Raw genomic sequence first — 25,296 nt, 5'->3', positions numbered from 1 at the left:
ATCTGGTGCTGTTCGTCGAAGTCAAGGCGCGCCGGTCGCTGATGGAAGCCATGGAGGCGATCGGTCACGAATCGGAACGTCGAATAGAAGGCGCGGCCGACATCTGGCTGTCGCGCCAAGCGGACTACGGCAGACTGTCGATGCGCTTCGACATGGTCGCGGTGCTGCCCTGGCGCTGGCCGGTGCATGTCGAGAACGCGTTTTATGGGAAGAGTTAGAGGGGGCAGCCCTCCTTCATTCGTCATCCACGGGCGGAGCCCGTGGATGACGAAGCGTGAGGGCCGCTACGCGGAACACTCCTCACCCCCAGATCATCAACGCCACCAACCCGACACCGCCCACCACCAGCCGCCACCAGCCGAACAGCGAGTAACCCTTGCGCGAGACGTAATCGAGCAGGAAGCGCACGACGATGAGCGCCGTGACGAAGGCGGCGACGAAGCCGACGGCGATGATCGGCAGGTCGGCGCTGCTCAGCACGTTGCGGTTCTTGAACAGGTCGAAGGCGAAGGCGCCGACCATGGTCGGGATTGCAAGGAAGAAGGAAAATTCAGCGGCCGCGCGCTTATCGACGCCCAAAAGCAGGGCGCCGACGATGGTCGAGCCCGAACGCGATGTGCCGGGAATGAGCGACAGGCACTGGAAAAGCCCGATCTGCAGGTAAAGCCGGGTCGGGAAGCGCTCGACATCGCGATAAACCGGCTTGAGGTTCATGCGGTCGACCACCAGCAGCACGACGCCGCCGATAATTAGCATGATGCAGATCAGCCTCGGCGATTCGAACAGCACCGTCTTTATGAAATCATGCGCCAGCGCGCCGATGAATGCCGCCGGCAGGAAGGCGATGAGGATGCCGATGACGAAATGCCTGGTCAGTCGGTCGTGCGGCAGTTCGAGCAGCATTTTCCAGAGGCGGCGGAAATAAACGCTGAGGATCGCCAGGATGGCGCCGAGCTGGATCAGGATCTCGAAGGCCTTGCCGGTCGAGTGGAAGCCGAGGAAATGGCCAGCGAGCAGGATATGGCCGGTCGAGGACACCGGGATGAACTCGGTCAGCCCCTCCAGCAGGCCGAGCAGCAGGGCTTCGACGATGGTCTGGCTTTCCATGGCTACCTCGGCATTGGCGTGACGGCTGACAGAAGGGCTTGCTTGTCATGGCGTTGAAGTCCCCCTATAGGTCGCAACACCCTGACGGCCCGCTAACCGGGCGGCCAAGACTTACCGGTGCGCCCTGCGATTCGCCAGTGCGCTTTATCATCGCGGAACCATGCTGACGCTTTTCCACCACCCCATGTTCGCCACCTGTCGCTTCGTCCGCCTCGCTTTCGGAGAGTATGGCGAGGAGCTGGCCCTGATCGAGGAAAAGCCGTGGACCCGGCGCAAGGAGTTCCTGGCGCTGAACCCGGCCGGCACGCTGCCGATCCTGCTGGCCGAAGGCGACGTGCCGATCATCGGCGCGACGGTCATATCGGAATATCTCGATGAAACGCGCGGCGTGCTGAAGCGCGACAAGCGGCTGTTCGCCGAGGACCCGATGCAGCGCGCCGAAATCCGCCGGCTCATCGACTGGTATCTCAACAAGGCTGAAAGCGAAGTCACCCGCCATCTGGTGCGTGAGCGCGTGCTGAAGCCGGTCATGCCGGAAACGGCGGGCGGCGGCTCGCCCGACTCTGGCGCGATCCGTGCGGCGCGCGCCAACATCCGCCAGCACATGAAATACACCAACTGGCTGGCCGGCACCCGCCATTGGCTGGCCGGCTCGAGGGTCACCTATGCCGATCTCGCGGCCGCGGCGACGCTTTCGGTGCTCGATTATCTCGGCGAGATCGACTGGCGCGAGCACAGCGCTGCACGCGAATGGTACACGCGGGTCAAGTCGCGGCCTTCCTTCCGGCCGCTTTTGACCGACCGGGTGCGCGGCCTGTCACCGGTGTCGCATTATGCGGACCTCGACTTCTGACGCGGCAAAACTGCGCGCGCTGATCGACGCGGAGGCGCAGCGCGCCGGCTTCGATGCCGTCGCCGTCACCTCCCCCGATGCGATCCCGCTGGCGCCGGCGCGCCTGGCCGAATTCGTCGCCGACGGCTTTCACGGCTCGATGGACTGGATCGCCGAGACGTTGCAACGCCGCAGTGAACCAACGGCCCTCTGGCCGCAGGTACGCTCGATCGTCGTGCTGGCGATGAACTACGGCCCCGACCATGATCTTCGCGAAGTGCTGGCCAAGCGCGACCGCGGCGCGATCTCGGTCTATGCGCAAAACCGCGACTATCACGATGTGATGAAAGGCCGGCTGAAGGAGATCGCCGGCAAGCTCGTTGCCCGCGCCGGCGGTGACGTGAAGGTGTTCGTCGACACCGCACCTGTCATGGAAAAGCCGCTGGCCGAAGCCGCCGGGCTTGGCTGGCAAGGCAAACACACCAATCTGGTCAGCCGCGAGCACGGCTCCTGGCTGTTCCTCGGCACCATCTTCACCACCGCCGAACTCGTGCCCGACCGCGCCGAAATCGACCATTGCGGCTCCTGCCGCGCCTGCCTCGACGCGTGCCCGACCGATGCTTTTCCGGCGCCCTACCGGCTCGATGCGCGGCGCTGCATTTCCTATCTCACCATCGAGAACAAGGGGCCGATCCCGCACGAATTCCGCGAAAAGATCGGCAACCGCATCTATGGCTGCGATGACTGTTTAGCCGCCTGCCCGTGGAACAAATTCGCCCGGGCGGCTTCGGAAGCAAAACTCGCCGCGCGCGATGATCTGCGCGAACCACCGCTCGCCGACCTTTTGGGTCTCGATGACGCGGCCTTCCGCGCTTTCTTCTCCGGTTCGCCGATAAAACGCATCGGCCGCGATCGGTTCATCCGCAACGTGCTGATCGCCGCCGGCAATTCCGGCGAAGCGTCGCTGTCCGGCGCGGTGCTTGCGCTGCTCGGCGATCCGTCCCCGCTGGTGCGGGGCGCGGCAATTTGGGCGCTGGCGCGGCTGGTGCCCAACGCCGAATATTCAGAAAGGGCAGCCATCGGCCTGAAAACCGAGAGCGACGAAGCCGTGCGCGACGAATGGCGTCTGGCGCGGCCAACCAGGGCGAATGCATGAGCGAAAAGCAGATATTCATCTTCGGCGCCGGCTATTCGGGCAGGGCTTTTGCTCGGGCTAACAAAGGCGCCGCGACGATCTTCGGCACGACACGCTCGCCGGAAAAATTCGAGACGCTACGGCAGGCCGGCATCGCCCCGCTGTTGTTCGACGGTGCGCTGACGGATGAGATTGGCGATGCATTGCGGAAAACAACGCATCTGCTGATTTCGGTCGCCCCGGAGGAGGCCGGCGATCCCGTGCTGGGTGCGGCGCGAGAGGCAATCGCTCAAATGCCTTTGCTGGAATGGATCGGCTATCTCTCTACGGTCGGGGTTTACGGCAATTATGACGGCGCATGGGTCGATGAAACGGCTGAATGCCGGCCGGTGTCGAAGCGTTCGATGATGCGGGTGGCGGCAGAGCAGGACTGGCTGGAGCTGGGCCGCGAGATTCGCCGGCCGGTGGCGATCCTGCGACTCTCCGGCATTTACGGGCCGGGCCGCAATGCCCTGGTCAATCTGGAAAACGGCAGCGCAAGGCGGCTGGTCAAGCCCGACCAAGTGTTCAATCGCATTCATTGCGACGACATAGCAGGCTCCCTGTGGCAGCTCATCCAAGGCAATAAAGGCGGCATCTTCAACGTCACCGACGATCTGCCGGCGGCGCCGCAGGACGTCGTCGCCTATGCCGCATCATTGATGGGCATCGAACCGCCGCCCGAGATTCCTTTCGACGCCGCCCAACTTTCGCCCATGGCGCGGTCCTTCTATGGCGAGAACAAGCGCGTCGGCAACGCGGCGATCAAGGCGGCGGGCTATTCCCTGCGCTTTCCGGACTACCGCGCCGCCTTCGACCATATGTGGGCGAGCGACGACTGGCGCGACGGCGAGGCGCGCAGCCCGATGAAGCGCTAAAAGCAATTCCAGGAAAAGTGTGACACGGTTCTCCGTCCGGGATTGCGTCAAAACAGAGACAGAGCGGTTCACCGTTTCGGTGAACCGCTCTGTCGATCGAAGCGTTCCGCGTTGCATGCTATGATTCGGCCTGGTGGGGATCCGGTTTCATGAAAACACCGATACAGCCATCTCTCGGCAAAAAATTCAGGCTGGCGGCCGCTCTCGGCCTGTTCGTCCTTGCCGGTCTAGCCGTACGGCCGGCCGCGGCCGAGGAACGGGCAAAAGACCTGTTCGGCGCCAAGAAACTGCCAGCCGCGAGCGCGGCGCAATCGATCGGCTTCTATTCCAAGGGCTGTTTTGCCGGCGGCGTCGCCATTCCCATGGACGGTCCGACCTGGGAGGTGATGCGGCCGTCCCGCAACCGTCGCTGGGGCCATCCGGCTATGATCGCGGTGATCGAGAAATTGTCGCGCGACGCGGCAGCCGATGGTTGGCCGGGCCTGCTGATCGGCGACATTTCGCAGCCGCGCGGCGGCCCGATGCTGACCGGGCATGCCTCGCACCAGATCGGGCTCGACGCCGACATCTGGCTGACGCCGATGCCCAGCCGCCCGCTGTCGATGGCGCAGCGCGAATCGATGAGCGCCACCTTGATGGTCGATGAGAAGACCCATCTGGTGAAGGACGCGCTGTGGACGCCGGCGCACACAAGGCTTCTGAAGCGGGCGGCGAGCTACAGCCAGGTCGAGCGCATCCTGGTCAATCCGGGCATCAAGAAGAAACTCTGCGACACCGTCAGGGGCGACCGCGGCTGGCTGCGCAAGATCCGGCCGTTTTGGGGCCACGACTATCATTTTCACATGCGCATCGGCTGTCAGCCGGGATCCCCCGGCTGCAAGGCGCAGGAAGCGACGCCGGACGATGACGGTTGCGGCAAGCCATTGGCCTGGTGGTTCACGCAGGAGCCGTGGCGGCCCAACAAGAACCCGGATGCCCCCAAGGCACGCGACCTGATGACGATGGCGAACCTGCCGAGCGAATGCCGCGCCGTGCTCGACGCGCCGGGGCCGGTTTCCGCCGAGGCGGCGACCTATCACGGCGGCGGCGTGCCGGTCGCGGCTGCCGCACCCGAACCCGAAGCGCCGTCATTGTCCGCCACGCCGGCCGCCGCCGGCTTGCCAAGCACGGTGAACGCCTTCACGGCGACGCCCGAGATCGGCGTGCCGCTGCCGCGACCGCGGCCGCCAGGAAACTGACGGTCACGGCTCATAGACGGGCTCAACCGGTTCAGGACCTTATTTTTGCGAAACCGTGTCGGTTTGGCCGCACAGCCGGCCTCAGCGCGCCGCCGGGCTCGAAAACCGTTTCCCTTTTCAAACCCATGCGCTAGTCAACGGAAGAACGGCTAGATGCCGTCGGTGGCGCCGGAGACGGACGAGAGCATGCCAGGCACAGGCGACGACGATACTTTGTTGCGGTTTCCGATCCTTATCGGCGACATCGGCGGCACCAATGCGCGCTTTTCGATCGTGCTCGACGCCAATTCCGAGGCAGGCGAGCCGACCATCGTCCAGACGGCGAACTACAACACCATCGACGAGGCGATCCAGGCGGCCGTGCTCGATCGCTCGTCGGTGCGTCCCAATTCGGCGGTGCTGGCGGTGGCCGGTCCGGTCGACGGCGACGAGATCGAACTGACCAACTGCCCCTGGATCGTCAAGCCGAGAAAAATGTTCGCCAGCCTCGGCCTGAGCGACATCGTCGTGCTCAACGATTTCGAGGCGCAGGCGCTGGCCGTCGTCGCGCTCGGCGAGGAGCACATGGAAAAGATCGGCGGCGGCACGCCGGAGCCCAATGCCGGCCGCGTCGTGCTCGGCCCCGGAACCGGGCTCGGCGTCGCCGGGCTGGTCCATGCGCTGCACCACTGGATACCGGTGCCCGGCGAGGGCGGTCATATGGATATCGGTCCGCGCTCGGCCCGCGATTTCGAGGTTTTTCCGCATATCGAGAAGCTGGAGGGCCGCATTTCGGGCGAGCAGATCCTGTGCGGACGCGGTCTGGTCAATGTCTATCGGGCGGTTGCCAAGGCGGACGGCAAGCCGTCGCCCTTCACCACGCCGGCCGAGATCACTGCCGCGGCACTTGCGAAAACCGATCCGGTTGCCGAGGAAGCGCTGGAGACCTTCGTCACCTGCCTTGGGCGCACGGCAGGCGACCTTGCTCTGGTGTTCATGAGCCGCGGCGGCGTGTTTCTCACCGGTGGCATCGCGCAGAAGATCGTGCCGGCGCTGAAAGCCGGCAATTTCCGTGCCGCTTTCGAGGACAAGGCGCCGCACAGCGCGATGATGCGCACCATGCCGGTGTATGTCATTGCCCATCCGCTGGCCGCACTTCTGGGCCTTGCCGCCTATGCCAGGAACCCCTCGCTGTTCGGTGTCCAGACTTCGGGCCGGCGCTGGCGCGACGAAGTTAGTCACCCCGAGGCATAGGCAAGCTGGCTGCTTGGCGTTAAGAGGGGTGCCAAATTGCCCGGCCGCGGGAAGCGGAAATCTACGAAGCGCTCCAATTTGACATTTCAGCCCCCCAATTTGTCGAAACCCCGTGCGGGAGAGATCGTGGCGGTCATCCGCCGTATCCTCCAGGAAAATGGCCGCGACTATCGGGGCGCGTATGTTTTCACCATCCTCTGCCTGCTGACCGTGTCGGCGACGACGGCGCTTGCCGCCTGGATCATGAGCCCGGTCGTCAACCAGATCTTCTACGAACGACGCGGCGACCTGATCCCATGGATCTGCGCCGCACTGCTCGGTGCCTTCATCCTGCGCGGCCTTGCCGGCTACGGCCAGGCGGTGACGATGGCCAGGATCGGCAACAATCTGGTGGCGCGCTATCAGCAGCGCATCTTCAACCATCTGATGAAGCTTGGCGTCTCCTTCTTCAACGACACAAGGTCCGGGCGGCTGGCCGCGCAGGTCAACGAGAACGTCAACGGCATTCGCGACCTGTTGTCGATGACGGTGACCTCGACCGCGCGTGATGCCGTCTCGCTGGTCGGCCTGGTCGGCGTGATGATCTACCAGGATCCGATACTCTCCTTGAGTTCGCTGCTGATCGGGCCGCCGCTGATCTGGACCGTCACCTATCTGATGCGCCGGGTGCGCCGCATCACGCGCGAATCGGTGCAGATCAACTCTCGGCTGATCGGCGCCATGCAGGAAGCCACGCAAGGCATCGCCATCGTCAAGGCCTTCACCATGGAGGACGAGCTGTCGCGCCGGATCAGCCAGCTCGCCGAGGATGCCGAGCAGCGGTCGAACAAGATCGCTCGCGTCTCCGAGCGGCTGACGCCGGTTTCCGAACTGCTGGCCGGCATCGCCTTCGCCAGCGTCATCGCCTATTCCGGCTACCGGGCCACCGTTCTCGGCCAGCCGCCGGGCGCGGTGTTTTCCTTCATCACCGCGCTGACGCTCGCCTATGATCCGGCCCGCCGTCTGGCGCGCATGCAGGTCGGCATGGAACGCGCGCTGGTGAATGCGCGCATGATCTACGAGCTTCTCGACATCGAGCCGCAGCAGAGCGACGCCCAAGGCGCCGCCGAGGCGAAATTCACCTCCGGCGAAGTGCGTTTCAACAACGTCTCCTTCCGCTATGTCGAGGAGGCTCCGGTGCTGCAGGATCTGAGTTTCGTCGCCGCGGCCGGCAAGGTGACGGCAATCGTCGGCGCTTCGGGCGCCGGCAAGACGACATTGGTGGCGCTGCTGCAGCGCTTCTACGATGTCGAGGCGGGGTCGATCGAGATCGACGGCCAGGACATCTCGAAGGTCACCAAACAGTCGCTGCGCGGTTCCATCGCCTATGTCTCGCAGCAGCCCTATCTGTTCGAAGGCACCATCCGCGACAACATCCGCTACGGCCGGCTGAGCGCCACCGATGCCGAGATCGAACAGGCCGCGGGCCAAGCCGCGGCCGACGACTTCATCCGCCAGCAGCCGCAGGGCTACGACACGCCAGTCGGCGAGAACGGCGTGACGCTGTCCGGCGGCCAGCGCCAGCGCGTCTCGATCGCGCGGGCCATCGTGCGGCAGGCACCGATCCTTTTGCTCGACGAAGCGACATCGGCGCTCGACAACGAGGCCGAGGCTCGCGTCCAGCAGGCGCTGACAAAGGTCATGGAAGGCCGCACCACCATCGTCATCGCGCACCGGCTGTCGACGGTGGTCAATGCCGACCACATCATCGTCATGGAACAGGGCCGGCTGGTCGAGGAAGGCACGCACGCCTCGCTGATGGCCGATCCGCACAGCGTCTATGCCCGCTTCCACCGCATCCAGGGCGTCAAGGGTCTGGGGCTTGTCGACGACAGCGCGCCGATCCGGACTTCGGCGCAACGCCTGTCACAAGGCATCGACACGCAGAGCATCGCCGGGAGCACGACATGAGCGCCACGCCCGCAACCGACGGACCGGCAAATGATATGGGCCTGGTGGTGGTGGGCGCCGCCGGCCGCATGGGCCAGACGCTGATCCGCGCCATCCACTCTATATCAGGCGCGCGGGTCATCGGCGCGGTCGAGCGGACGGATTCGCCGCATCTGGGCAAGGATGCCGGCGAGCTGGCCGGCATCGGCATCATCAACGTGCCGATCAGCGACGATCCGCTGCCGGTGTTCGCCAAGGCCGACGGTGTGCTCGATTTCACCACGCCTACTTCGACGGTCGAATTCGCCGGCTACGCGGCGCAGGCGCGCATCGTCCATGTCATCGGCACTACCGGCTGTTCGGCCGATGACAATGCCAGGATCGCTGCGGCGGCGCGCCATGCGACGATCGTCAAGTCGGGCAATATGAGCCTCGGCGTCAATCTGCTGGCGGTGCTGGTCGAGCAGGCGGCGCGCGCGCTCGATGCCGACGATTTCGACATCGAGATCCTCGAAATGCACCACAAGCACAAGGTCGACGCGCCTTCGGGCACGGCGCTGCTGCTGGGTGAAGCCGCCGCCGCCGGGCGTGGTATCGATCTCTCAGGCAACGACGTGCGCGTCCGCGACGGCCACACCGGGGTGCGCAAGACGGGCTCGATCGGCTTTGCCACGTTGCGCGGCGGCTCTGTCGTCGGCGACCACAGCGTGATGCTGGCCGGAACCGGCGAGCGCATCACCCTGTCGCACCACGCCGAGGACCGCGCCATCTTCGCCCGCGGCGCCGTCAAGGCGGCGCTTTGGGCGCGCGGCAAGAAGCCGGGACTGTATTCGATGCGGGACGTGCTCGGCCTCAGCTGAGCCGGCCTGATCCATAAACCTGAAGGAGCAAACATGTCGCGAACCCTCGTGCTCGTGCGCCACGGCCAGAGCGAATGGAATTTGAAGAACCTGTTCACCGGCTGGCGCGACGTCGACCTGACCGAACAGGGCCACGCCGAGGCCAAGGCCGCCGGGCAAAAGCTCAAGGCGCGTGGCCTGAAATTCGACATCGCCTTCACCTCGGCGCTGATCCGGGCGCAAAAGACCTGCCAGCACATCCTCGACGCGGTCGGCCAGGGCGACCTGAAGACCATCCGCGACCAGGCGCTCAACGAGCGCGACTATGGCGACCTCTCCGGCCTCAACAAGGACGACGCCCGCAAGAAATGGGGCGAGGAGCAGGTGCATGTCTGGCGCCGCTCCTACGACGTGCCGCCGCCTGCCGGCGAAAGCCTGAAGGACACCGGCGCCCGCGTCTGGCCCTATTACCTGCACGATTTGCAGCCGCATGTGCTGCGCGGCGGCACCGTGCTGGTCGCCGCGCACGGCAACTCCCTGCGCGCGCTGATCATGGTGCTCGACGGCAAGTCGGGTGAGGAGATCGTCAAGCTGGAACTCGGCACCGGCGTGCCGGTCATCTACCAGCTCAACGCCGATTCCACCGTCGCTTCCAAGGAAGTGCTGGACGACTGAACCGGCGAACGGAGTACCTGCGAAAAAAGCGCGTTGACACACATCGCTTGCCCGCTTACATGAGCCCGCACCAGCCCAGATGGCGGAATTGGTAGACGCGCACGGTTCAGGTCCGTGTTCCGCAAGGAGTGGAGGTTCGAGTCCTCTTCTGGGCACCAAATTCCCGTTTCGAACCACTCGACGGTTCAGAAACTTAGAGAAAAAGCCCGGTTCGCCCGGGCTTTTTCTTTTCAGCCAACCTCCCCTTCCGGCCAGTCCCCTCACAAACCGCTTCAAACTCCGCGGCCGCTTCGCTACGCTCAAAACCATGGCTCAATCCACCAACCCGATCTTCGGTGCCCGCCGCGACCAGGCGTTCCCCACGCTGGCCGAGGTGGACATCGACCGCATGCGCCGGTTCGGCGAGGCCAGCGCCTATGCAGCCGGCGAGCACATCATCGAAGCCGGCGATGTGGCGCCCGGCCTGATCGTCGTGCTGTCGGGTAGCGTGGACATCACCCAGGACGGCGGGCTCGGCCGGCGCGAGACGATCGTCACGCACGGCCCGGGCAGCTTTGTCGGTGAGCTGGCGCAGCTTTCGGCCCGTCCCTCGCTGGTGAATGCGCAGGCCGCCGAGCCGGTGGAGGCGTTCGTCATCGCCTCGCAGCGGCTGCGCGACCTGATGGTGCAGGAGGCCAATCTCGGCGAGCGCATCATGCGGGCGCTGATCCTGCGCCGCGTCGGGCTTTTGGAGAGCGCCACCAGCGGGCCGATCATCATCGGACCCCAGGACAATGCCGACGTGTTGCGGCTGCAGGGTTTTCTGGCGCGCAGCGGCCAGCCGCACCGCGTGCTCGATTCCGACAGCGATCCCTGCGCCAAAACGCTGGTCGAACGCTTTGAGGTCGATCCGCACCACCTGCCGATCGTGCTCTGTCCAAACGGCAGGCTGCTGATGAACCCCGGCGAAAAGGACCTCGCCCGCTGCGTCGGCCTGTTGCGCCCGATCGATGCCGATACGGTGTATGACGTGGCCATCGTCGGCGCCGGCCCGGCAGGGCTGGCGGCGGCGGTCTATGCGGCATCCGAAGGGCTGTCGACGATCGTGCTCGATTGCCGTGCCTTCGGCGGACAGGCCGGCGCCTCCTCGCGCATCGAGAACTATCTCGGTTTCCCGACCGGCATCACCGGCATGGCGCTGATGGCGCGCGCCTACAACCAGGCGCAGAAATTCGGCGTTGAAATGGTCATCCCGGACGAGGCGAAGCTTTTGAGCGCGGCCACCGACACGTCAGGCGCCCGCTATCTGCTCGATGTCGGTGACGGCGAGACCGTGCGCACGCGCAGCGTGGTGATTGCCAGCGGCGCGCGCTATCGCCGCCTCGACATCGCCGATCTTGCGCGGTTCGAGGGGACGTCCGTGCACTATTGGGCGTCGCCCATCGAAGGCCGGCTTTGCGCGGGCCAGGAAGTGGCGCTGGTCGGCGCCGGCAATTCGGCCGGGCAAGCGGCTGTCTACTTGGCCAGTCATGCGCGGAAGGTGGCGCTGCTGGCGCGCGGCGGCAGCCTCGAGGCCAGCATGTCGCGTTATCTGGTAGAGCGCATCCGGGCGCAGCCGAACATCGAGGTGCTGACCGGGACCGAAATCGAGGCACTGGAGGGCGAAGACGGCAATCTTGCCACGGTGCGCTGGCGCAACCGCGCCAGCGGCGCGGGAACAACGCGCCCGATCCGCCATCTCTTCCTCTTCATCGGCGCCGATCCGAACACCGATTGGCTGGCCAACTGCGATGTCGCGCTGGACGCCAGGGGTTTCGTGCGCACCGGATCGGACATAGGATCGGCGCAGATGGAGACGAGCCGCAGCGGCGTATTCGCCATCGGCGATGTCCGTGCGGGCTCGGTCAAACGGGTCGCCGCGGCTGTCGGCGAAGGCGCCCAGGTGGTCGCGGCTCTGCATGCCTACCTCGCGCGCGGCAACGCCGACACATTTCAAATGGCCGGGAGACCATGATGGATGAATGCAGACATACGCGCGACATCAGGAAGGTCACGCCGAGCGCGCTCGGCTGCGAGGAATGCCTGAAGAGCGGGTCGCAATGGGTGCATCTGCGGCTGTGCCGTACCTGCGGCCATGTCGGCTGCTGCGACGACTCGCCCAACCGCCACGCCACCAAGCATTTCCACGCCACCAAGCATCCGATCATCGAGGGCTACGATCCACCCGAAGGCTGGGCATGGTGCTATGTCGACGAGGTGTTTGTCGACCTCGGCGACGATGTGACCCCGCAGAACGGTCCGATCCCGCGCTTTGTTTGAGCGCCCTGGAGACGCCGAAGAAGAGCCCGGTTCGCCCGGGCTTTTCTTTGTCCAGCATTACGCGCTCGATGCCCGACTGTCCGCAAACTGACAGCTTACCCGTTCCAGTGTCCTGCCAGCTCACGATCATCCGAGCCCGACAAAGCTTTGACATGATCGCGGCTAGTTTAGAAATATTCAAAACTGGAAGGCTCGCATGCACCCCACCTATACAAGCGCACAAAAAGCCATTCACTGGGCGGTGTTTCTGCTGGTCATCGGCCTTTATGGCTTGACCTATGTGGAAGAACTTTTTCCGCGCGGCGATCCCGGCCGCGCGCTCGTCTGGTGGTTCCATATTTCGTTCGGGCTGCTGTTGGTTGCGCTGGTCGTCATCCGCGTCGGCCTGCGCCTGATACTGGGAACGCCAGGGCTGCAGACGGAAATGTCGGAGCTTGAACGATGGGCGGCCAAGATCGCGCATCTGCTGCTCTATGCGCTGCTGGTGACCATTCCGGCTCTCGGCATCCTGCTGACTTGGTACAGGGGCGACGCCTTGAGCTTCTTCGGCCTCTTCACCATCCCGGCCCCGGTATCGCCCGACCGCGACACGGCCCGGTTCATCAGGGAACTGCACAGCCTGTGCGCCAATTCGATCCTCATCCTCGCCGGAGTGCACGCGGCCGCGGCGCTATGGCATCATTTCATCCGCAAGGACGACGTGCTCAAGCGAATGCTGCCGGAAAGCACGCTCTCCTGGAGCAAGTCCGGGAAAGCGTGAAGTGGTTTCCCAGGAAAAGCGCATGGCGCCTTCCCTCGTTGATCGGGAGGGCCTTTCTTTCGACCTTCTTTTTCTTCAGAAGGCGCTCTCCCCGAGAGGGCTAACGCCGACCGATAGCGCCTACCGCACGGAGCCGGTGACGGTTGGGTCGATCATGCTGGGAACCGACTTGCGTTCGTTTCCGGCAAGCGCCGCTATGATCAGCAGGCTGGCAACCACCGGGACAAACAGGATGGCAACGCGAGCCTGCACGTAAAATATGGCGCGCCATTCATTGCGCTTGTCGGGGCTGTTGCTCATCATACTCACTTTGTCGGCCCCCCGGGCCGTGACATAGAAGCTAACGGTTAAACAACTCCTTCCGACTTCGTTAACCCGGCGGATTTGAGGCGAAATTCCCACGCGATCCCCAAGATGGCGATCCAGGCTTCAGTTGAGCCCGATGCGGCTGGCGCCCTGCCGGAACAGCGCTACGGCATCCGGTTCGAAGCGGAAGGTGCCGATGAAATCGTCGGCGCAATAGTCCGGCCTTGTCTTGCGGATGGCGGCGGCGAAGCCGCGCGCCTCGTCGAGCCGTCCGGCCAGCGCCAGGCAGTGCGCGGCGATCGCCAGTATGATGGCGTGGGCGTTGGGCCGCGCCGCCGCCTTCAGCGCCCATTCGGCCGCCTCCTCGAACTGGCCGAGCCGGACATGCGCCATGGCGCGTGCGCCCAGCATGCCGAACAGCAGCGGGTCGAACGGGCTGAGATGGCGCGAATGATCGGAAGAGCCTATCGCCGCTCGCGGGTCGCCCGACTGCGAATGCACGAAGGACAAAGCGTAGTGGCCGAGCGCGAAGTTGGGGCTGAGATCGACCGCCCGCTCGAGTTCGAGCAGCGAGCCGTCCTGCTCGCCGCGCAGCCACAGCGCCCGGCCCATCGCCCAATGGGCGGCCGGATTGTGGTCGTCGACCAGCAGGCTGTGGCCGGCGCTCTCGAAGGCCAGCGCGCTTTCGCGGTCGCGATCGCCCCAGCGCTGGAAGGCGTTCTGCCAGTGGGTGAAGGACAGGCCGGCATAGGCACGGGCGAAGGTCGGGTCGAGCTGCAAGGCCTGGGCAAAGAAATGCCGCGCCTGCTCGTTTTCGGCCTGGGTGAAGCGGTACATGTGCCAGAGGCCGCGATGGTAGGCCTCCCAGGCGTTGAGCGAGCTGGGCGCCTTCAGCATGGCGCGGTTGCGCTCGACCGTTTCGATCTCGGCCGAGATCGAGGAGACGATGCTGTTGCCGATGTCGTCGAGCACGGAAAAGATGTCATCGGGCCTGCGCTCGAAGGTCTCGGCCCAGACGATCCTGGCGCTGCGCACCTCGATCAGCTCGACGCTGACGATAAGGCGGCCGGACGGGCTGCGCACCGTGCCGGTGGCGACATAGTCGACATTCAGCCGGCGGCCGGCATCCTCGGGCGCGATGTTCTGCTCTGCCAGCGCAAACACCGATCCGCGCGCGATGACGAAGAAATCCCTGAGCTTGGCCAGGCGGGTGATGATGTCGTGGGTGAAACCGTCGGCCAATCCGCCGCGCGTGCCGCCGCTCTCCTCGACAAACGGCATCACCGCCAGCGAAGCGTGGCTGGGCTCGACCGGGCCGGGTGCGGTGGGCATGGTGGCCACCAGTGGCGATAGCGTGGACAGGCAGGCCGTTCGAAGCGAGGTGCCCGACTGTCGGTCGCGGATCGCCCGCCAGGCCGCGCGAAGCGGTGCGAAATCGAGCTCCTCCGACCGAAACAATCGTTCCGCCGCGGCCAGATGCTCTTCGGCCGCGCCGACCTCGCCGCGCCCGGCCAGATTGGACAGCAACGCCAGATGTCCGCACGTGTCGAACGGCGCCAGTTCCACCCATGTGTCGAGATGGGCGATCGCCTCGTCACTATAAGCCGGCAGGCTCGCGACAAGGCGTTCCAGCACGGCGGCATGGCAAGCGCTGAAGCGGCGGCGCTGCGCGATCAGCCAGCTGTTGAAATGCGGGCTGCGCTCGAGCTCCAGCCCGTCGAGGAAATCGCCGGCAAACAGTCCGGCCAGCACGCGCAAGCGCTCGACGTCAAGCGTGCCGATCCCTTGCGCGGCGGCGCGGCTGACCTCCAGCACATCGATCAGGCAATCGTCGAGATCGAGTGCGACCGTATCGCCTTGGGTGGAGACCCGGCGCCGGGCCGGCATGTCAAGCGCGCCGCGCAGCTTGCTCAGGCACCAGCGCAGTTCGCCCCTTGGGTCGTTCGGCACATCCCACAACAACTCGCACAGGCGACTGCGGCTGACCGGATGCGGCGCCAGCGCCAGATAGGCGAGCAGCGCGCGCAGCTTGCGTGACGCAGGCAGGGCAACCGGAGCGCCGTCGCGGGAGATCATCAGCGGTCCGAGCAGGCGCACGGAAAGGACCGGCATGTCGCCGTCCGGCCTCGATCGAGTGGATTCCACGTGCGTTTCCACGCCTGCTCCCACGCTGGCCTGTCGGCCTCTCCTGTATCACCAAACACGACACGGCGCATCCGGCAGCGGATCTCAGCGCCGGATACGGCCATTGCCGCTGTGCGGCATGTCAGTCCTAGCGCGGCAAGGTCACCAAACCTCGCCGCCCAACCCGCCGGTTTGTAACCGGCCCGTGAAGACAAAACGCGATGACAATCAAGGAGACCAAGATGTTGCAGCAGCAGAAGATCAGAACCACGGCCGGGCGCGGCCGCCTGTTCGACAGCATTCTCGACACCGTCGGCGACACGCCGGTGGTTCGCATCAACAATCTCGGACCGTCCCACGCGACGATCTACGTCAAGGCCGAGTATTTCAATCCCGGCGCCTCGGTGAAGGACCGGCTGGCGCTCAACATCATCGAGGAGGGCGAGCGCAGCGGGGCGCTGAAGCCGGGCCAGACGGTGGTCGAGGCGACCAGCGGCAACACCGGCATTGGCCTCGCCATGGTCTGCGCGCAAAAGGGCTATCCGCTGGTCGTCACGATGGCCGACAGTTTTTCGGTCGAGCGCCGCAAGCTGATGCGCATGCTGGGCGCCAAGGTGGTGCTGACGCCGCGCGCCGAAAAAGGTTTCGGCATGTACAAGAAGGCGGTGGAACTGGCCGAGGCCAATGGCTGGTTCCTTGCCCGCCAATTCGAGACGGCCGCCAACGCCGCCATCCACGAGGCAACGACGGCGCGCGAGATCGTCAATGATTTCGCCGGCTCGCGGCTTGATTGCTTCGTCACCGGCTATGGCACCGGCGGCACGGTGGTGGGCGTGGCGCGCGTGCTGCGCCGCGAGCGGCCGGAAACCCGCATCGTGCTCTCCGAGCCGGCCAACGCGCAGCTCATCGGCAGCGGCAAGGTCCAGCAGCGCGGCGTCGATGGTGCTCCCGCCGCCAGCCATCCAGCCTTCGAGCCGCACCCGATCCAGGGCTGGACGCCGGATTTCATCCCCAACGTGCTGCAGGAGGCGATCGACACCAGCCTCTATGACGAGGTGATGCCGATCGCCGGGCCCGAGGGCATCAAATGGGCGAGGGAATTGGCGCGCAAAGAGGGCATCTTCACCGGCATTTCCGGCGGCGCGACCTTCGCCGTGGCACGGCAGGTCGCGGAGGAGGCGCCGGCCGGTGCGGTGATCCTGTGCATGCTGCCCGACACCGGCGAACGCTACATGTCGACACCGCTGTTCGACGGCATCGAGGCCGAGATGGATGCCGACGAGACCGCCCTGTCGCGCTCGACGCCCGGCTGCCAGTTCCCGGCGGCTTGACGGGAGATCTGGTATGGACGCCGTGCAAGAAAACCTCGGCCTTTTGGCCGAGGAAACGCTCGATCCCCTGGACTGGGCCGATGTGCAGGCCCTGTCGCACCGGGTCATCGACGATGCGGTCGATTACCTCCGCGATGTGCGCGACCGCCCGGTCTGGCGGGAGATGCCGGCCGATGTGAGAGGGGCCTTCTCGGCGCCGCTGCCGCGCTCGCCGGCGCCGCTGGATGCGGTCTATTCTGAGGTGTCCCGCACGGTGATGTCCTATCCAATGGGCAACATCCATCCGCGCTTCTGGTCCTGGTATATGGGGTCGAGCAATTTCACCGGTGCGCTCGGCGATTTCCTTGCGGCAATCCAGGGCTCGAACCTCGGCGGCGGCAACCACGCCGCCGGGCTGATGGACAGCCAGGTGGTGAACTGGTGCAAGGAGATGCTGGGCTTTCCCGCTTCTGCCGGCGGCACGCTGGTCAGCGGCGGCTCGATGGCCAACATCATCGGGCTGACCGTGGCGCGCAACGTCAAGGCCGGCATCGACGTGCGCGAGCATGGTGTCGCCGCCATCGAAGAGCCGCTGCGCTTCTACGGCTCGGAGCAGATCCACTCGTGCCACCGCAAGGCGATGGAGGCACTTGGCCTCGGCAACCGGGCACTGCGCCGCATCCCGACCGATGCCGGGCTGCGCATCGATATCGCCGCCTTGCGGGCAGCGATCACAGACGACCGCGCGGCAGGGTTCAAGCCGGCCTGCGTCATCGGTACGGCGGGCACCGTCAACACCGGGGCGATCGACGATTTGCAGGCGCTTGCGAAGCTGTCACATGAGGAAGGCCTCTGGTTCCATGTCGACGGCTGCATCGGCGCGCTGATCGCCATTGCGCCTGAGAATGCCCATCGCGTCGCCGGCATCGAACGGGCGGATTCGGTCGCGCTCGATCCCCACAAATGGCTGCACGCGCCGTTCGAAGTCGGCTGCGCCCTGGTCAGGGATGCCGCCGCGCATCGCGGGACCTTCGCGGTGACGCCGGAATATCTGGAATCGACGCCGCGCGGCCTCGCTTCCGGCGAATGGCTGCACGACTACGGCCTGCAGACGTCGCGCGGTTTTCGCGCGCTGAAGGTGTGGATGGCGCTGAAGGAGCACGGTGTCGAGAAATTCGGCCGCCTGATCGACCAGAACATTGCCCAGGCCGTCTATCTTGCCGGCTTGATCGAGGCCGCGCCGCGGCTGCAGCTGGCGGCATCGCCGACCGTCAACATCGTCTGCTTCCGCTATCAGCCCGGTCTGACAGGCGAGGCTCTGAAGGTGCTCAACACGGAGATCATGCTGCGGCTGCAGGAACAGGGCATTGCGGCCCTTTCGGACACCACGGTGCATGGCGAGCACTGGTTGCGCGTGGCGATCACCAATCATCGCACACGGCGCGAGGATCTCGACCTGCTGGTGCGTGAAACGGTGCGGCTGGGGCATGAGATCGCGACGCAGGGTTCCGCACCTTCCTAGTAGCGGGCAGGCATGCGATTCTGCCGCGGTGATTCGGGAGATCCAGGCCGTGACGCTGTTTCGTATGGTTGCACTGGCGGCGCTGGTCTTCACCGCCTCGGCGCAGGCCGCCGACATGGCCTTCTTCGTCAAGAACCTGCGCAAGGAAGCAGTCGCGGTCGAGCTGTTCAGCCGCGACCGCGAGACGGTCTGGCCGGGCAACGACAAGGTGTTCCTGATCGCCCCAGGGTCGCAGAAATCTGTGCCGTTCTCCTGCAATCAGGGCGAACATATCTGCTATGGCGCCTGGGCCGACGGCAATGACAGCCTCTCGGCCGGCGTCGGGCCGGACAATGACCAGCCTTGCGACACCTGCTGCTTCATCTGCGTCGAACACTCGACAGAGACGATCGATCTGGTGCCGTAGAGCGCGGAAGTTTTCGTTGGACCCAAATTAAGTCAGGGATCGGCTCGTCCGGTCCACTTCCGCGATTCAGCGCTGCGTGCGATGGTCGCCACGCGGCCGGGTGGGCCGCTTATTCAGGGGGTCACTCATGTTTCATATCTATGCGCGCCGCGTGCTGGCCGCGCTGTCTCTCCTCATGCTGCTCGTGCCGGCGGCGCGTGCCGACGATGTCACCTTTGCCATCAAGAACGGCCACCCCAACGCCATGCGCGTCGAACTCTACAGCCAGGATCGCGACTATGTCTGGCCGGGCGATGACAAGGACTTCTACCTCGACGACGGCGAGACCAAGCAGCTGCCGATATCCTGCAACGCCGGGGAATCGATCTGTTACGGCGCCTGGGTCGATGGTGACGAGGGCACCTATTGGGGCGTCGGCCCCGGCAACAAGGAAAAATGCGAGGATTGCTGCTATACCTGCAGCGGCGGCGAGACCGAGGAGATCGAACTGGTCCCCTGACCGGTTTGCCAGCTTGACGGTCTTCGGGCTGGAGCCATAGCCTGTGCAAATACCCAGCGCGCGCCGCCTCGAACTGTTCAGACGCGACGTGCTTCAGGCAAAAGGAGCTCAGCTATGGCCGGCATGGTCGAAAGCGACAAGATCGACGTCGGGTTTTCCGGCAAGCGCTGCATCCATTCGCGCAACTGCGTGCTCGGCGATCCGCACGTCTTCGTGCCCAACGCGCCGGGTCAATGGATCCATCCCGAGGCGGCCAGCGTCGAGAAGATCGTCGCCATCGCCGAAAGCTGCCCGTCGGGCGCCATCACCTATGTCAGGAAGGATGGCGGGCCGCAGGAGCAAGCACCGGTGGTCAACACGGTGCGGCTGCGGGAAAACGGCCCGCTGGCGGTACACGCCGAGATCGTTCTCGACGGCGAGACTTCTTATCGTGCCACGCTCTGCCGCTGCGGCGCTTCGGAAAACAAGCCGTTCTGCGACGGCAGCCACAACAAATCCGGTTTTGCCGCCACCGGCGAGCCGCAGCTGAAGGACACGCCGGCGCTCGAAGCGAGAAATGGTCCGCTGAAAGTGACGCCGACCACCAATGGCCCGCTCAAGCTTGAGGGCAATCTCGAGATCGTCACCGGAACCGGCCATACGGTCGACCGTACACAACGCGCCTTCCTCTGCCGCTGCGGCCATTCCGCCAACAAGCCGTTCTGCGATGGCACGCACAAGAAAGTGGGGTTTGTCGGGTAGGTTGGCGCTTCGGCCAACGCTGCCAATCTCCGCCTTGGCCCAGCGCTCGCAGCTTTATCGACCCGCCCGCATCGGCTAAAGGCAGGGGCAGACAGACTTCCCAGCCGGACCGCCGCCAAAAATGACAGCCAAGACCAAGCCAAAACCGTTGTTCCTCGGGATCGACACCGGCGGCACCTATACCGATGCCGTGTTGTGGTCTGAAACGGAAGGCCCGCAAGAAGGGCCGAACAAGGGCAAGGTGCTGGCCAAGGCCAAGGCGCTGACCACCAGGCATGATCTTGCCGTCGGCATTTCCGGCGCCGTCGACGCGGTGCTGCAGAAAGCCGGAACCGATCCGGCTGATATCAAGCTGGTGTCGATGTCGACGACGCTTGCCACCAACGCGCTCGTCGAGGGCCAGGGCGGCCGCGTCGCGCTGGTGATGATCGGCTTTTCCGAGGGCGACCTCGCCCGCGACGGGCTGAAGGCCGCGCTCGGCACCGATCCGGTGGTTTTTTGTCCGGGCGGCCACGACGTGCATGGCAATGCCGCCAAGCTCGATCTGTCCGGACTGGAAGCGGCGCTGCCGGAACTCGGCGCCTCGGTGTCCGGCTTTGCCGTCTGCGCCTACTTCGCCACCCGCAATCCGGCGCATGAGATCGCCGCCCGCGAGTTGATCCGCGACAAGTCCGGCCTGCCGGTCACATCGAGCCACGAGCTGTCGGCCAAGCTCGGCGGCCCGCGCCGGGCGCTGACCACTTTGCTCAACGCCAGGCTGATCTCGATGATCGACCGGCTGGTGGCAGCGACCGAAGGCTTTCTCGAGGCGCGCAACATCGCAGCACCGCTGATGGTGGTGCGCGGCGATGGCGCGCTGGTTTCAGCCGCTTTTGCCCGCCAGCGACCGATCGAGACCATCCTGTCCGGCCCGGCCGCCAGCCTGGTCGGCGCCCGCCACATGACCGGGCTCGACAATGCTGTGGTGTCCGACATCGGCGGCACCACCACCGACGTCGCCGTGCTCGACGGCGGCCGTCCCAGGCTCGATCCGGAAGGCGCCACCGTCGGCGGCTTCCGCACCATGGTCGAGGCCGTCGCCATGCGCACCTTCGGCCTCGGCGGCGATTCCGAAGTGGCGCTGGAGGATGGCGCGCTCAACCCGAAGATCCTGCTCGGGCCGCGCCGCCTGGTGCCGCTGGCGCTGGCCGGCATGGCGCATGGCGTAGCGGTGATCTCAGAGCTGGAGCGCCAGTCGCGGGCACCCAATCCCGGCCGCATGGACGGCCGTTTCGCGGTGCGCACCGGCGTGCCCGACCGGCTCGCCGCCGGCCTGACCGGCGCCGAAGCCAGGCTCTACGAGGCCATCGGTGCCGTGCCGCTCGCCGTCGACAGGCTTTTGACCTCGAACGCGCAGAACGCGACGCTGAACCGGCTGGTGTCGCGCGGGCTGGTGCATGTCGCCGGCTTCACCCCGTCGGACGCCGCCCACGTGCTGGGCAAGCAGGCGAACTGGGATCCTATCGCGGCGCGCCTCGGCGCCGAACTGTTCGCCCGCAAGCGTGACGGCCGTGGCCAGAACATTGCCGCTTCGCCGGAAGCGATCTCGGAACGGGTGCTGGTGACGCTGACGCGCTGGTCGGCCGAATATATCCTCGAGACCGCCTTTGCCGAGGATGGGCTCGATGGCGCCGCGACAGTGGCGCACGCCCTGGTGCAGCGCGCAGTCGACGCGCATCCCGGCATCGCCCGCCTGAGCGTTGCGCTCGACCGCCCGGTCATCGGCCTCGGCGCCTCGGCGCCGCTGCACTATGCCGGCTTGGCCGAGCTGATCGGCAATGACTGCGTGGTGCCCAGGGATACCGATGTCGCCAACGCGCTTGGCGCCGTCGTCGGCCAGGTCAGGGTTTCGGCCGAGGCGCGGGTCAGCCAGCCCATAGAAGGGCTGTTTCGTCTCGCCTCGGGCGAGACCGTACGCGATTTCCTCGACGAGGCAGCGGCGATCGCGGCGGCCGAGGCCGATGTCCGCGCCATCGTCGCGGAGCGCGCCAGGGATGCCGGCACCGACAGCGCCGAGATCGACGTCGCCACCGAATTCCGGGTCTCGACCGTCGAGGCCCAGCGCATGTTCATCGAGGCGCATGTCGTGGCCGTGGCCTCGGGAAGGCCGCGCATTGCGGTTTGAGCGACGCGGCGAAATACGCCACCTTCACCCTAAGCTGAATTGACCCGGCAAACCTGACATGCCAAAGGCCCGCAAAGCCTTTCATCTGGAGTAGCCTGATGACCGACCGCATCGAGATCGCCGGATTGCGGATTGCCCGCGAGCTGCATGAGTTCGTGGCCAGGGAAGCGCTGCCGGGCACGGGGATCGAAGCGGACGCCTTCTGGAACGGTTTTTCGGCCATCGTCCATGATCTGGCGCCGAAGAACCGGGCGCTGCTGGCAAAGCGTGACGCCATCCAGGAACAGATAGACGGCTGGTATCGCGATCACGGCGCGCCGGTCGACATGGAGGCCTACAAGGGCTTCCTGAAAGAGATCGGCTACCTCGTTCCCGAAGGCCCGGCCTTCAGCGTGTCGACCGACAATGTCGACCCGGAAATTGCTGATGTTGCCGGACCGCAGCTGGTCGTGCCGGTGATGAATGCGCGCTATGCGCTCAACGCTGCCAATGCGCGCTGGGGTTCGCTCTACGATGCGCTTTACGGCACCGATGCCATCCCCGAAACGGATGGCGCCGAAAAGGGCAAAGCCTTCAATCCGGCGCGCGGCGCCAAGGTCGTCGCCTGGACGAAGACCTTTCTCGACGAGGCTGCCCCGCTCACGTCCGGCAAATGGGCCGGCGTCAATGGCCTGTCGCTGGCGCAAGGTGCCTTGCGGCTGAGCGCCGGCGCCGGCTCGACGACGCTGGCCGACCCCAGGCAATTCGTCGGCTATCGCGGCGATGCCGCCAATCCCGATGCCGTGCTGCTTGTGCGCAACGGCCTGCACATCGAGATCGTGATCGACCGCAACAACCAGATCGGCCGCACCGATCCGGCGGGCATCGCCGATGTCATCCTGGAATCGGCGCTGACCACCATCCAGGACTGCGAGGATTCGGTCGCGGCGGTGGATGCGCCAGACAAGGTCGTCGTCTACCGCAACTGGCTCGGCCTGATGAAGGGTGACCTGGCGGAAGAGATCACCAAGGGCGGCAAGAGTTTTGTCCGCAAGCTCAATCCCGACCGCGCCTACACCGCGCCCGCCGGTGGCACGCTGACCGTGCCCGGCCGCTCGCTGATGCTGGTCAGGAATGTCGGCCACCTGATGACCAGCCCGGCGATCCTCGACCGCGACGGCAATGAGGTTCCGGAAGGCATCATGGATGCGGCGATGACGGCGCTGATCGCGCTGCACGATGTCGGGCCGAACGGCCGCCGCGCCAATTCCCGTGCCGGCTCGATGTATGTCGTGAAACCCAAGATGCATGGGCCCGACGAAGTCGCCTTCGCCGTCGAGATCTTCGACCGCGTCGAAGCGCTGCTCGGCATGGCGAAAAATACCATCAAGATGGGCATCATGGACGAGGAGCGGCGCACCACCGTCAACCTCAAGGAGGCAATCCGCGCCGCAAAGGAGCGCGTCGTGTTCATCAACACCGGCTTTCTCGACCGCACCGGCGACGAGATCCACACCTCGATGGAAGCCGGCCCGATGATCCGCAAGGGCGACATGAAGCAGGCCGCCTGGATTTCCGCCTACGAGGCGTGGAATGTCGACATCGGGCTGGAATGCGGCTTGGCCGGCCACGCCCAGATCGGCAAGGGCATGTGGGCGATGCCGGATCTGATGGCTGCGATGCTGGTCGAGAAGATCGCCCACCCCAAGGCCGGCGCCAACACTGCCTGGGTGCCGTCGCCGACGGCGGCCACGCTGCATGCCACGCACTATCACAAGGTCGATGTTCACGCCGTGCAGGCGGCGCTGAAGAACCGGCCCAAGGCCAGGCTCGACGACATCCTGTCGGTGCCCGTCGCGGTGCGGCCGAACTGGTCGCCGGATGATATCCAGAAGGAACTCGACAACAACGCGCAGGGCATTCTTGGCTATGTCGTGCGCTGGATCGACCAGGGCGTCGGCTGCTCGAAAGTGCCTGACATCAACGATGTCGGCCTGATGGAAGACCGCGCCACGCTGCGTATTTCCTCACAGCACATCGCCAACTGGCTGCACCACAAGGTCTGCTCCGAAATCCAGGTGATGGATTCGCTGCGCCGCATGGCGGCCATCGTCGACCTGCAGAATGTCGGCGATCCGCTCTACTACCCGATGGCCGCCGATTTCGACAACTCCATCGCCTTCCAGGCCGCCTGCGACCTGGTGTTCAAGGGCCGCGAACAGCCGAATGGTTATACGGAGCCGGTGTTGCACGCGCGGCGGCTGGAACTGAAGGCGCAGCAGGGCTGAAGAGGCCAGTCCCTGCCGTGAATGGGGCGGCAGGTCTTCGGCCTGACTTCCTCCGGAGGTGAGGCGTCAGGAAGCTGTATGGTCCAGGAGCCGGATGGTGGGATCGCGACGGTGTTCGGAGTTGACCCTATCGACGCCTTCCACCGTAATCGCGATCGTCCCGTTTTCCACTCTTGCTATCCAGCCCTTCGCTTTTAGATACCAGAGATGAAACTCGAGATGCTCTCGCGGACAGTCTGACAGGCGTTCGAGCTCCACATCCCCGATCCCGGGATTGCTGACGTCGTGCCGGCGCTTCGCGTAAAGCAGCGACAGCAGCCTGGCCTGGATCACGACATCCCGCTCGATGCCTTTGCTGTTGCTGGCTTCCTCGGTCAATTCGCGGCGAAGGCCGGCATGGTCCCTATACGCGATGTCGTATTGAGCGCGTTTGACCGGATCCTTGAGCGTGTTGTGGGCTTCCACGATTTCACTGAAGCGGGCTTCATCGCCGGTTTCGCGATTGTCGGGATGATAGCGCATCGCAAAATAGCGAAATATGCGCTCCAGCGTTTCCGAGTTGGCGTTCGGGCTGACTTCCAAAACTTCGTAGTAGTCAACGAACATAGCGGGCTCCCCGACCACAATCATATTCACATTATCTAAATAAGGAATTCCCAATGCGGAGACCAAGACTTTGGTCCGATGCGATGACGTCCACGCCCCGAAGACGGAGAAACGGCCGGCGCCCGGTCGGTGGGGGCCGTTGGGTGGTGAGGACGTCGACCAAGCGGACAATCAGGTCCGCCGCAGTGCGGAGATGGCCGATTCGTCGGATGACGGTTATGGCGTGATTGCGGAAGGGGGCGTGGCAAGGTCGGCTTGTCGGGCGGCGAGTGACCTACGCCGCCTGCGCCACCCGCTCCGAGCTCATGCGGTAGGAAATCGCTTCGGCCAGATGGATGCGGCCGACGGTTTCGCTGGCGTCGAGATCGGCGAGTGTCCGCGCCACCTT

The 25,296-nt window shown here is 65.2% G+C and carries 23 protein-coding genes, 1 tRNA gene and 1 pseudogene; 20 read left to right on the top strand and 5 right to left on the bottom strand.

All coding sequences use genetic code 11. The annotated features are described in order from the left end of the window. Positions 1–218 (top strand): YraN family protein (locus EN932_RS06695; RefSeq protein ID WP_206618918.1); only part of this gene is annotated, 218 nt, incomplete at its 5' end. 82 nt (positions 219–300) lie between these two features. Here the strand turns inward: EN932_RS06695 and EN932_RS06690 are convergent. Further along, complete coding sequence (locus tag EN932_RS06690) at positions 301–1,107, bottom strand: undecaprenyl-diphosphate phosphatase (protein ID WP_013528623.1); 807 nt, start codon at positions 1,105–1,107, stop codon at positions 301–303. 160 nt (positions 1,108–1,267) lie between these two features. Here EN932_RS06690 and EN932_RS06685 point away from each other — a divergent pair, with 160 nt between their 5' ends. The 12 genes from EN932_RS06685 (at position 1,268) to EN932_RS06630 (ending at position 12,963) form a co-directional block, all read left to right on the top strand. Beyond that, positions 1,268–1,960: a glutathione S-transferase family protein gene (locus tag EN932_RS06685; RefSeq protein WP_127368086.1), complete on the top strand. Its 693-nt coding sequence runs from the start codon at positions 1,268–1,270 to the stop codon at positions 1,958–1,960. Then, the gene (gene queG / locus EN932_RS06680) at positions 1,941–3,095 is read left to right on the top strand and encodes a tRNA epoxyqueuosine(34) reductase QueG (protein ID WP_127368087.1); all 1,155 of its coding nucleotides are present in this window, start codon (positions 1,941–1,943) and stop codon (positions 3,093–3,095) included. Before EN932_RS06685 ends, queG begins: the two co-directional genes overlap by 20 nt. Beyond that, the gene (locus tag EN932_RS06675) at positions 3,092–3,991 is read left to right on the top strand and encodes an SDR family oxidoreductase (protein WP_013528620.1); all 900 of its coding nucleotides are present in this window, start codon (positions 3,092–3,094) and stop codon (positions 3,989–3,991) included. The genes queG and EN932_RS06675 overlap by 4 nt, the downstream gene beginning before the upstream one ends. A 149-nt stretch (positions 3,992–4,140) precedes the next feature. Continuing rightward, a complete protein-coding gene (gene mepA / locus EN932_RS06670) occupies positions 4,141–5,229 on the top strand; it encodes a penicillin-insensitive murein endopeptidase (protein WP_127368088.1) in 1,089 nt (362 codons plus the stop codon). Between the two features lie 186 nt (positions 5,230–5,415). Next, complete coding sequence (locus tag EN932_RS06665) at positions 5,416–6,462, top strand: glucokinase (protein ID WP_127368089.1); 1,047 nt, start codon at positions 5,416–5,418, stop codon at positions 6,460–6,462. Between the two features lie 78 nt (positions 6,463–6,540). Further along, positions 6,541–8,412 carry an ABC transporter ATP-binding protein gene (locus EN932_RS06660; RefSeq protein WP_024502175.1) on the top strand — a complete coding sequence of 624 codons (1,872 nt, stop codon included), beginning with the start codon at positions 6,541–6,543 and terminating at the stop codon, positions 8,410–8,412. After that, complete coding sequence (dapB, locus tag EN932_RS06655; RefSeq protein ID WP_127368091.1) at positions 8,409–9,251, top strand: 4-hydroxy-tetrahydrodipicolinate reductase; 843 nt, start codon at positions 8,409–8,411, stop codon at positions 9,249–9,251. The genes EN932_RS06660 and dapB overlap by 4 nt, the downstream gene beginning before the upstream one ends. A 33-nt stretch (positions 9,252–9,284) precedes the next feature. Next, positions 9,285–9,905: a 2,3-bisphosphoglycerate-dependent phosphoglycerate mutase gene (locus EN932_RS06650; RefSeq protein ID WP_127368092.1), complete on the top strand. Its 621-nt coding sequence runs from the start codon at positions 9,285–9,287 to the stop codon at positions 9,903–9,905. Between the two features lie 73 nt (positions 9,906–9,978). Continuing rightward, positions 9,979–10,063 (top strand) — tRNA-Leu (locus EN932_RS06645). Positions 10,064–10,212: 149 nt separating this feature from the next. Further along, positions 10,213–11,898, top strand: coding sequence for an FAD-dependent oxidoreductase (locus tag EN932_RS06640; RefSeq protein ID WP_127384832.1), 1,686 nt, complete (start codon positions 10,213–10,215; stop codon positions 11,896–11,898). Beyond that, positions 11,895–12,203, top strand: coding sequence for a UBP-type zinc finger domain-containing protein (locus EN932_RS06635; RefSeq protein ID WP_027161196.1), 309 nt, complete (start codon positions 11,895–11,897; stop codon positions 12,201–12,203). The genes EN932_RS06640 and EN932_RS06635 overlap by 4 nt, the downstream gene beginning before the upstream one ends. A 196-nt stretch (positions 12,204–12,399) precedes the next feature. Continuing rightward, on the top strand, positions 12,400–12,963 hold the full coding sequence (locus EN932_RS06630; protein WP_127368094.1) for a cytochrome b: 564 nt from the start codon (positions 12,400–12,402) through the stop codon (positions 12,961–12,963). A gap of 120 nt (positions 12,964–13,083) precedes the next feature. Here EN932_RS06630 and EN932_RS06625 read toward each other — a convergent pair whose 3' ends face one another. Beyond that, positions 13,084–13,263: a hypothetical protein gene (locus tag EN932_RS06625; protein WP_023814179.1), complete on the bottom strand. Its 180-nt coding sequence runs from the start codon at positions 13,261–13,263 to the stop codon at positions 13,084–13,086. 129 nt (positions 13,264–13,392) lie between these two features. Continuing rightward, positions 13,393–15,381 (bottom strand): transcriptional regulator, encoded by a 1,989-nt coding sequence (locus tag EN932_RS06620; protein ID WP_127368095.1) that lies wholly within the window; start codon positions 15,379–15,381, stop codon positions 13,393–13,395. 254 nt (positions 15,382–15,635) lie between these two features. On the opposite strand from EN932_RS06620, the gene cysK reads away from it, so the two are divergent. From cysK to EN932_RS06585, 7 genes are all read left to right on the top strand, one after another. Continuing rightward, on the top strand, positions 15,636–16,724 hold the full coding sequence (cysK, locus tag EN932_RS06615) for a cysteine synthase A (RefSeq protein ID WP_127368096.1): 1,089 nt from the start codon (positions 15,636–15,638) through the stop codon (positions 16,722–16,724). Positions 16,725–16,737: 13 nt separating this feature from the next. Beyond that, a complete protein-coding gene (locus tag EN932_RS06610) occupies positions 16,738–18,225 on the top strand; it encodes an aspartate aminotransferase family protein (RefSeq protein WP_127368097.1) in 1,488 nt (495 codons plus the stop codon). Between the two features lie 49 nt (positions 18,226–18,274). After that, positions 18,275–18,631: a hypothetical protein gene (locus EN932_RS06605; RefSeq protein ID WP_024502169.1), complete on the top strand. Its 357-nt coding sequence runs from the start codon at positions 18,275–18,277 to the stop codon at positions 18,629–18,631. Between the two features lie 127 nt (positions 18,632–18,758). Next, positions 18,759–19,130 (top strand): hypothetical protein, encoded by a 372-nt coding sequence (locus EN932_RS06600; protein ID WP_063169665.1) that lies wholly within the window; start codon positions 18,759–18,761, stop codon positions 19,128–19,130. Positions 19,131–19,244: 114 nt separating this feature from the next. Beyond that, positions 19,245–19,871 (top strand): CDGSH iron-sulfur domain-containing protein, encoded by a 627-nt coding sequence (locus EN932_RS06595; RefSeq protein ID WP_013528606.1) that lies wholly within the window; start codon positions 19,245–19,247, stop codon positions 19,869–19,871. A 121-nt stretch (positions 19,872–19,992) separates the two neighbouring features. Continuing rightward, a complete protein-coding gene (locus tag EN932_RS06590; protein ID WP_127366536.1) occupies positions 19,993–22,035 on the top strand; it encodes a hydantoinase/oxoprolinase family protein in 2,043 nt (680 codons plus the stop codon). A 98-nt stretch (positions 22,036–22,133) separates the two neighbouring features. Beyond that, the gene (locus EN932_RS06585; protein ID WP_127369851.1) at positions 22,134–24,302 is read left to right on the top strand and encodes a malate synthase G; all 2,169 of its coding nucleotides are present in this window, start codon (positions 22,134–22,136) and stop codon (positions 24,300–24,302) included. A 66-nt stretch (positions 24,303–24,368) separates the two neighbouring features. Here the strand turns inward: EN932_RS06585 and EN932_RS06580 are convergent, their stop codons facing one another. Both EN932_RS06580 and EN932_RS06575 read right to left on the bottom strand, forming a co-directional pair. Then, on the bottom strand, positions 24,369–24,908 hold the full coding sequence (locus EN932_RS06580) for a J domain-containing protein (RefSeq protein WP_013528603.1): 540 nt from the start codon (positions 24,906–24,908) through the stop codon (positions 24,369–24,371). 274 nt (positions 24,909–25,182) lie between these two features. Then, positions 25,183–25,296: pseudogene (locus EN932_RS06575) on the bottom strand (ATP-binding protein); the annotation flags it as partial.

Origin of the sequence: Mesorhizobium sp. M7A.F.Ca.US.002.01.1.1 (genome assembly GCF_004022955.1) — a bacterium.
GTDB lineage: Bacteria > Pseudomonadota > Alphaproteobacteria > Rhizobiales > Rhizobiaceae > Mesorhizobium > Mesorhizobium ciceri.
The sequence above is the reverse complement of the archived record's forward strand: the minus strand, read 5'-3'. Positions and strand labels throughout refer to the sequence as shown.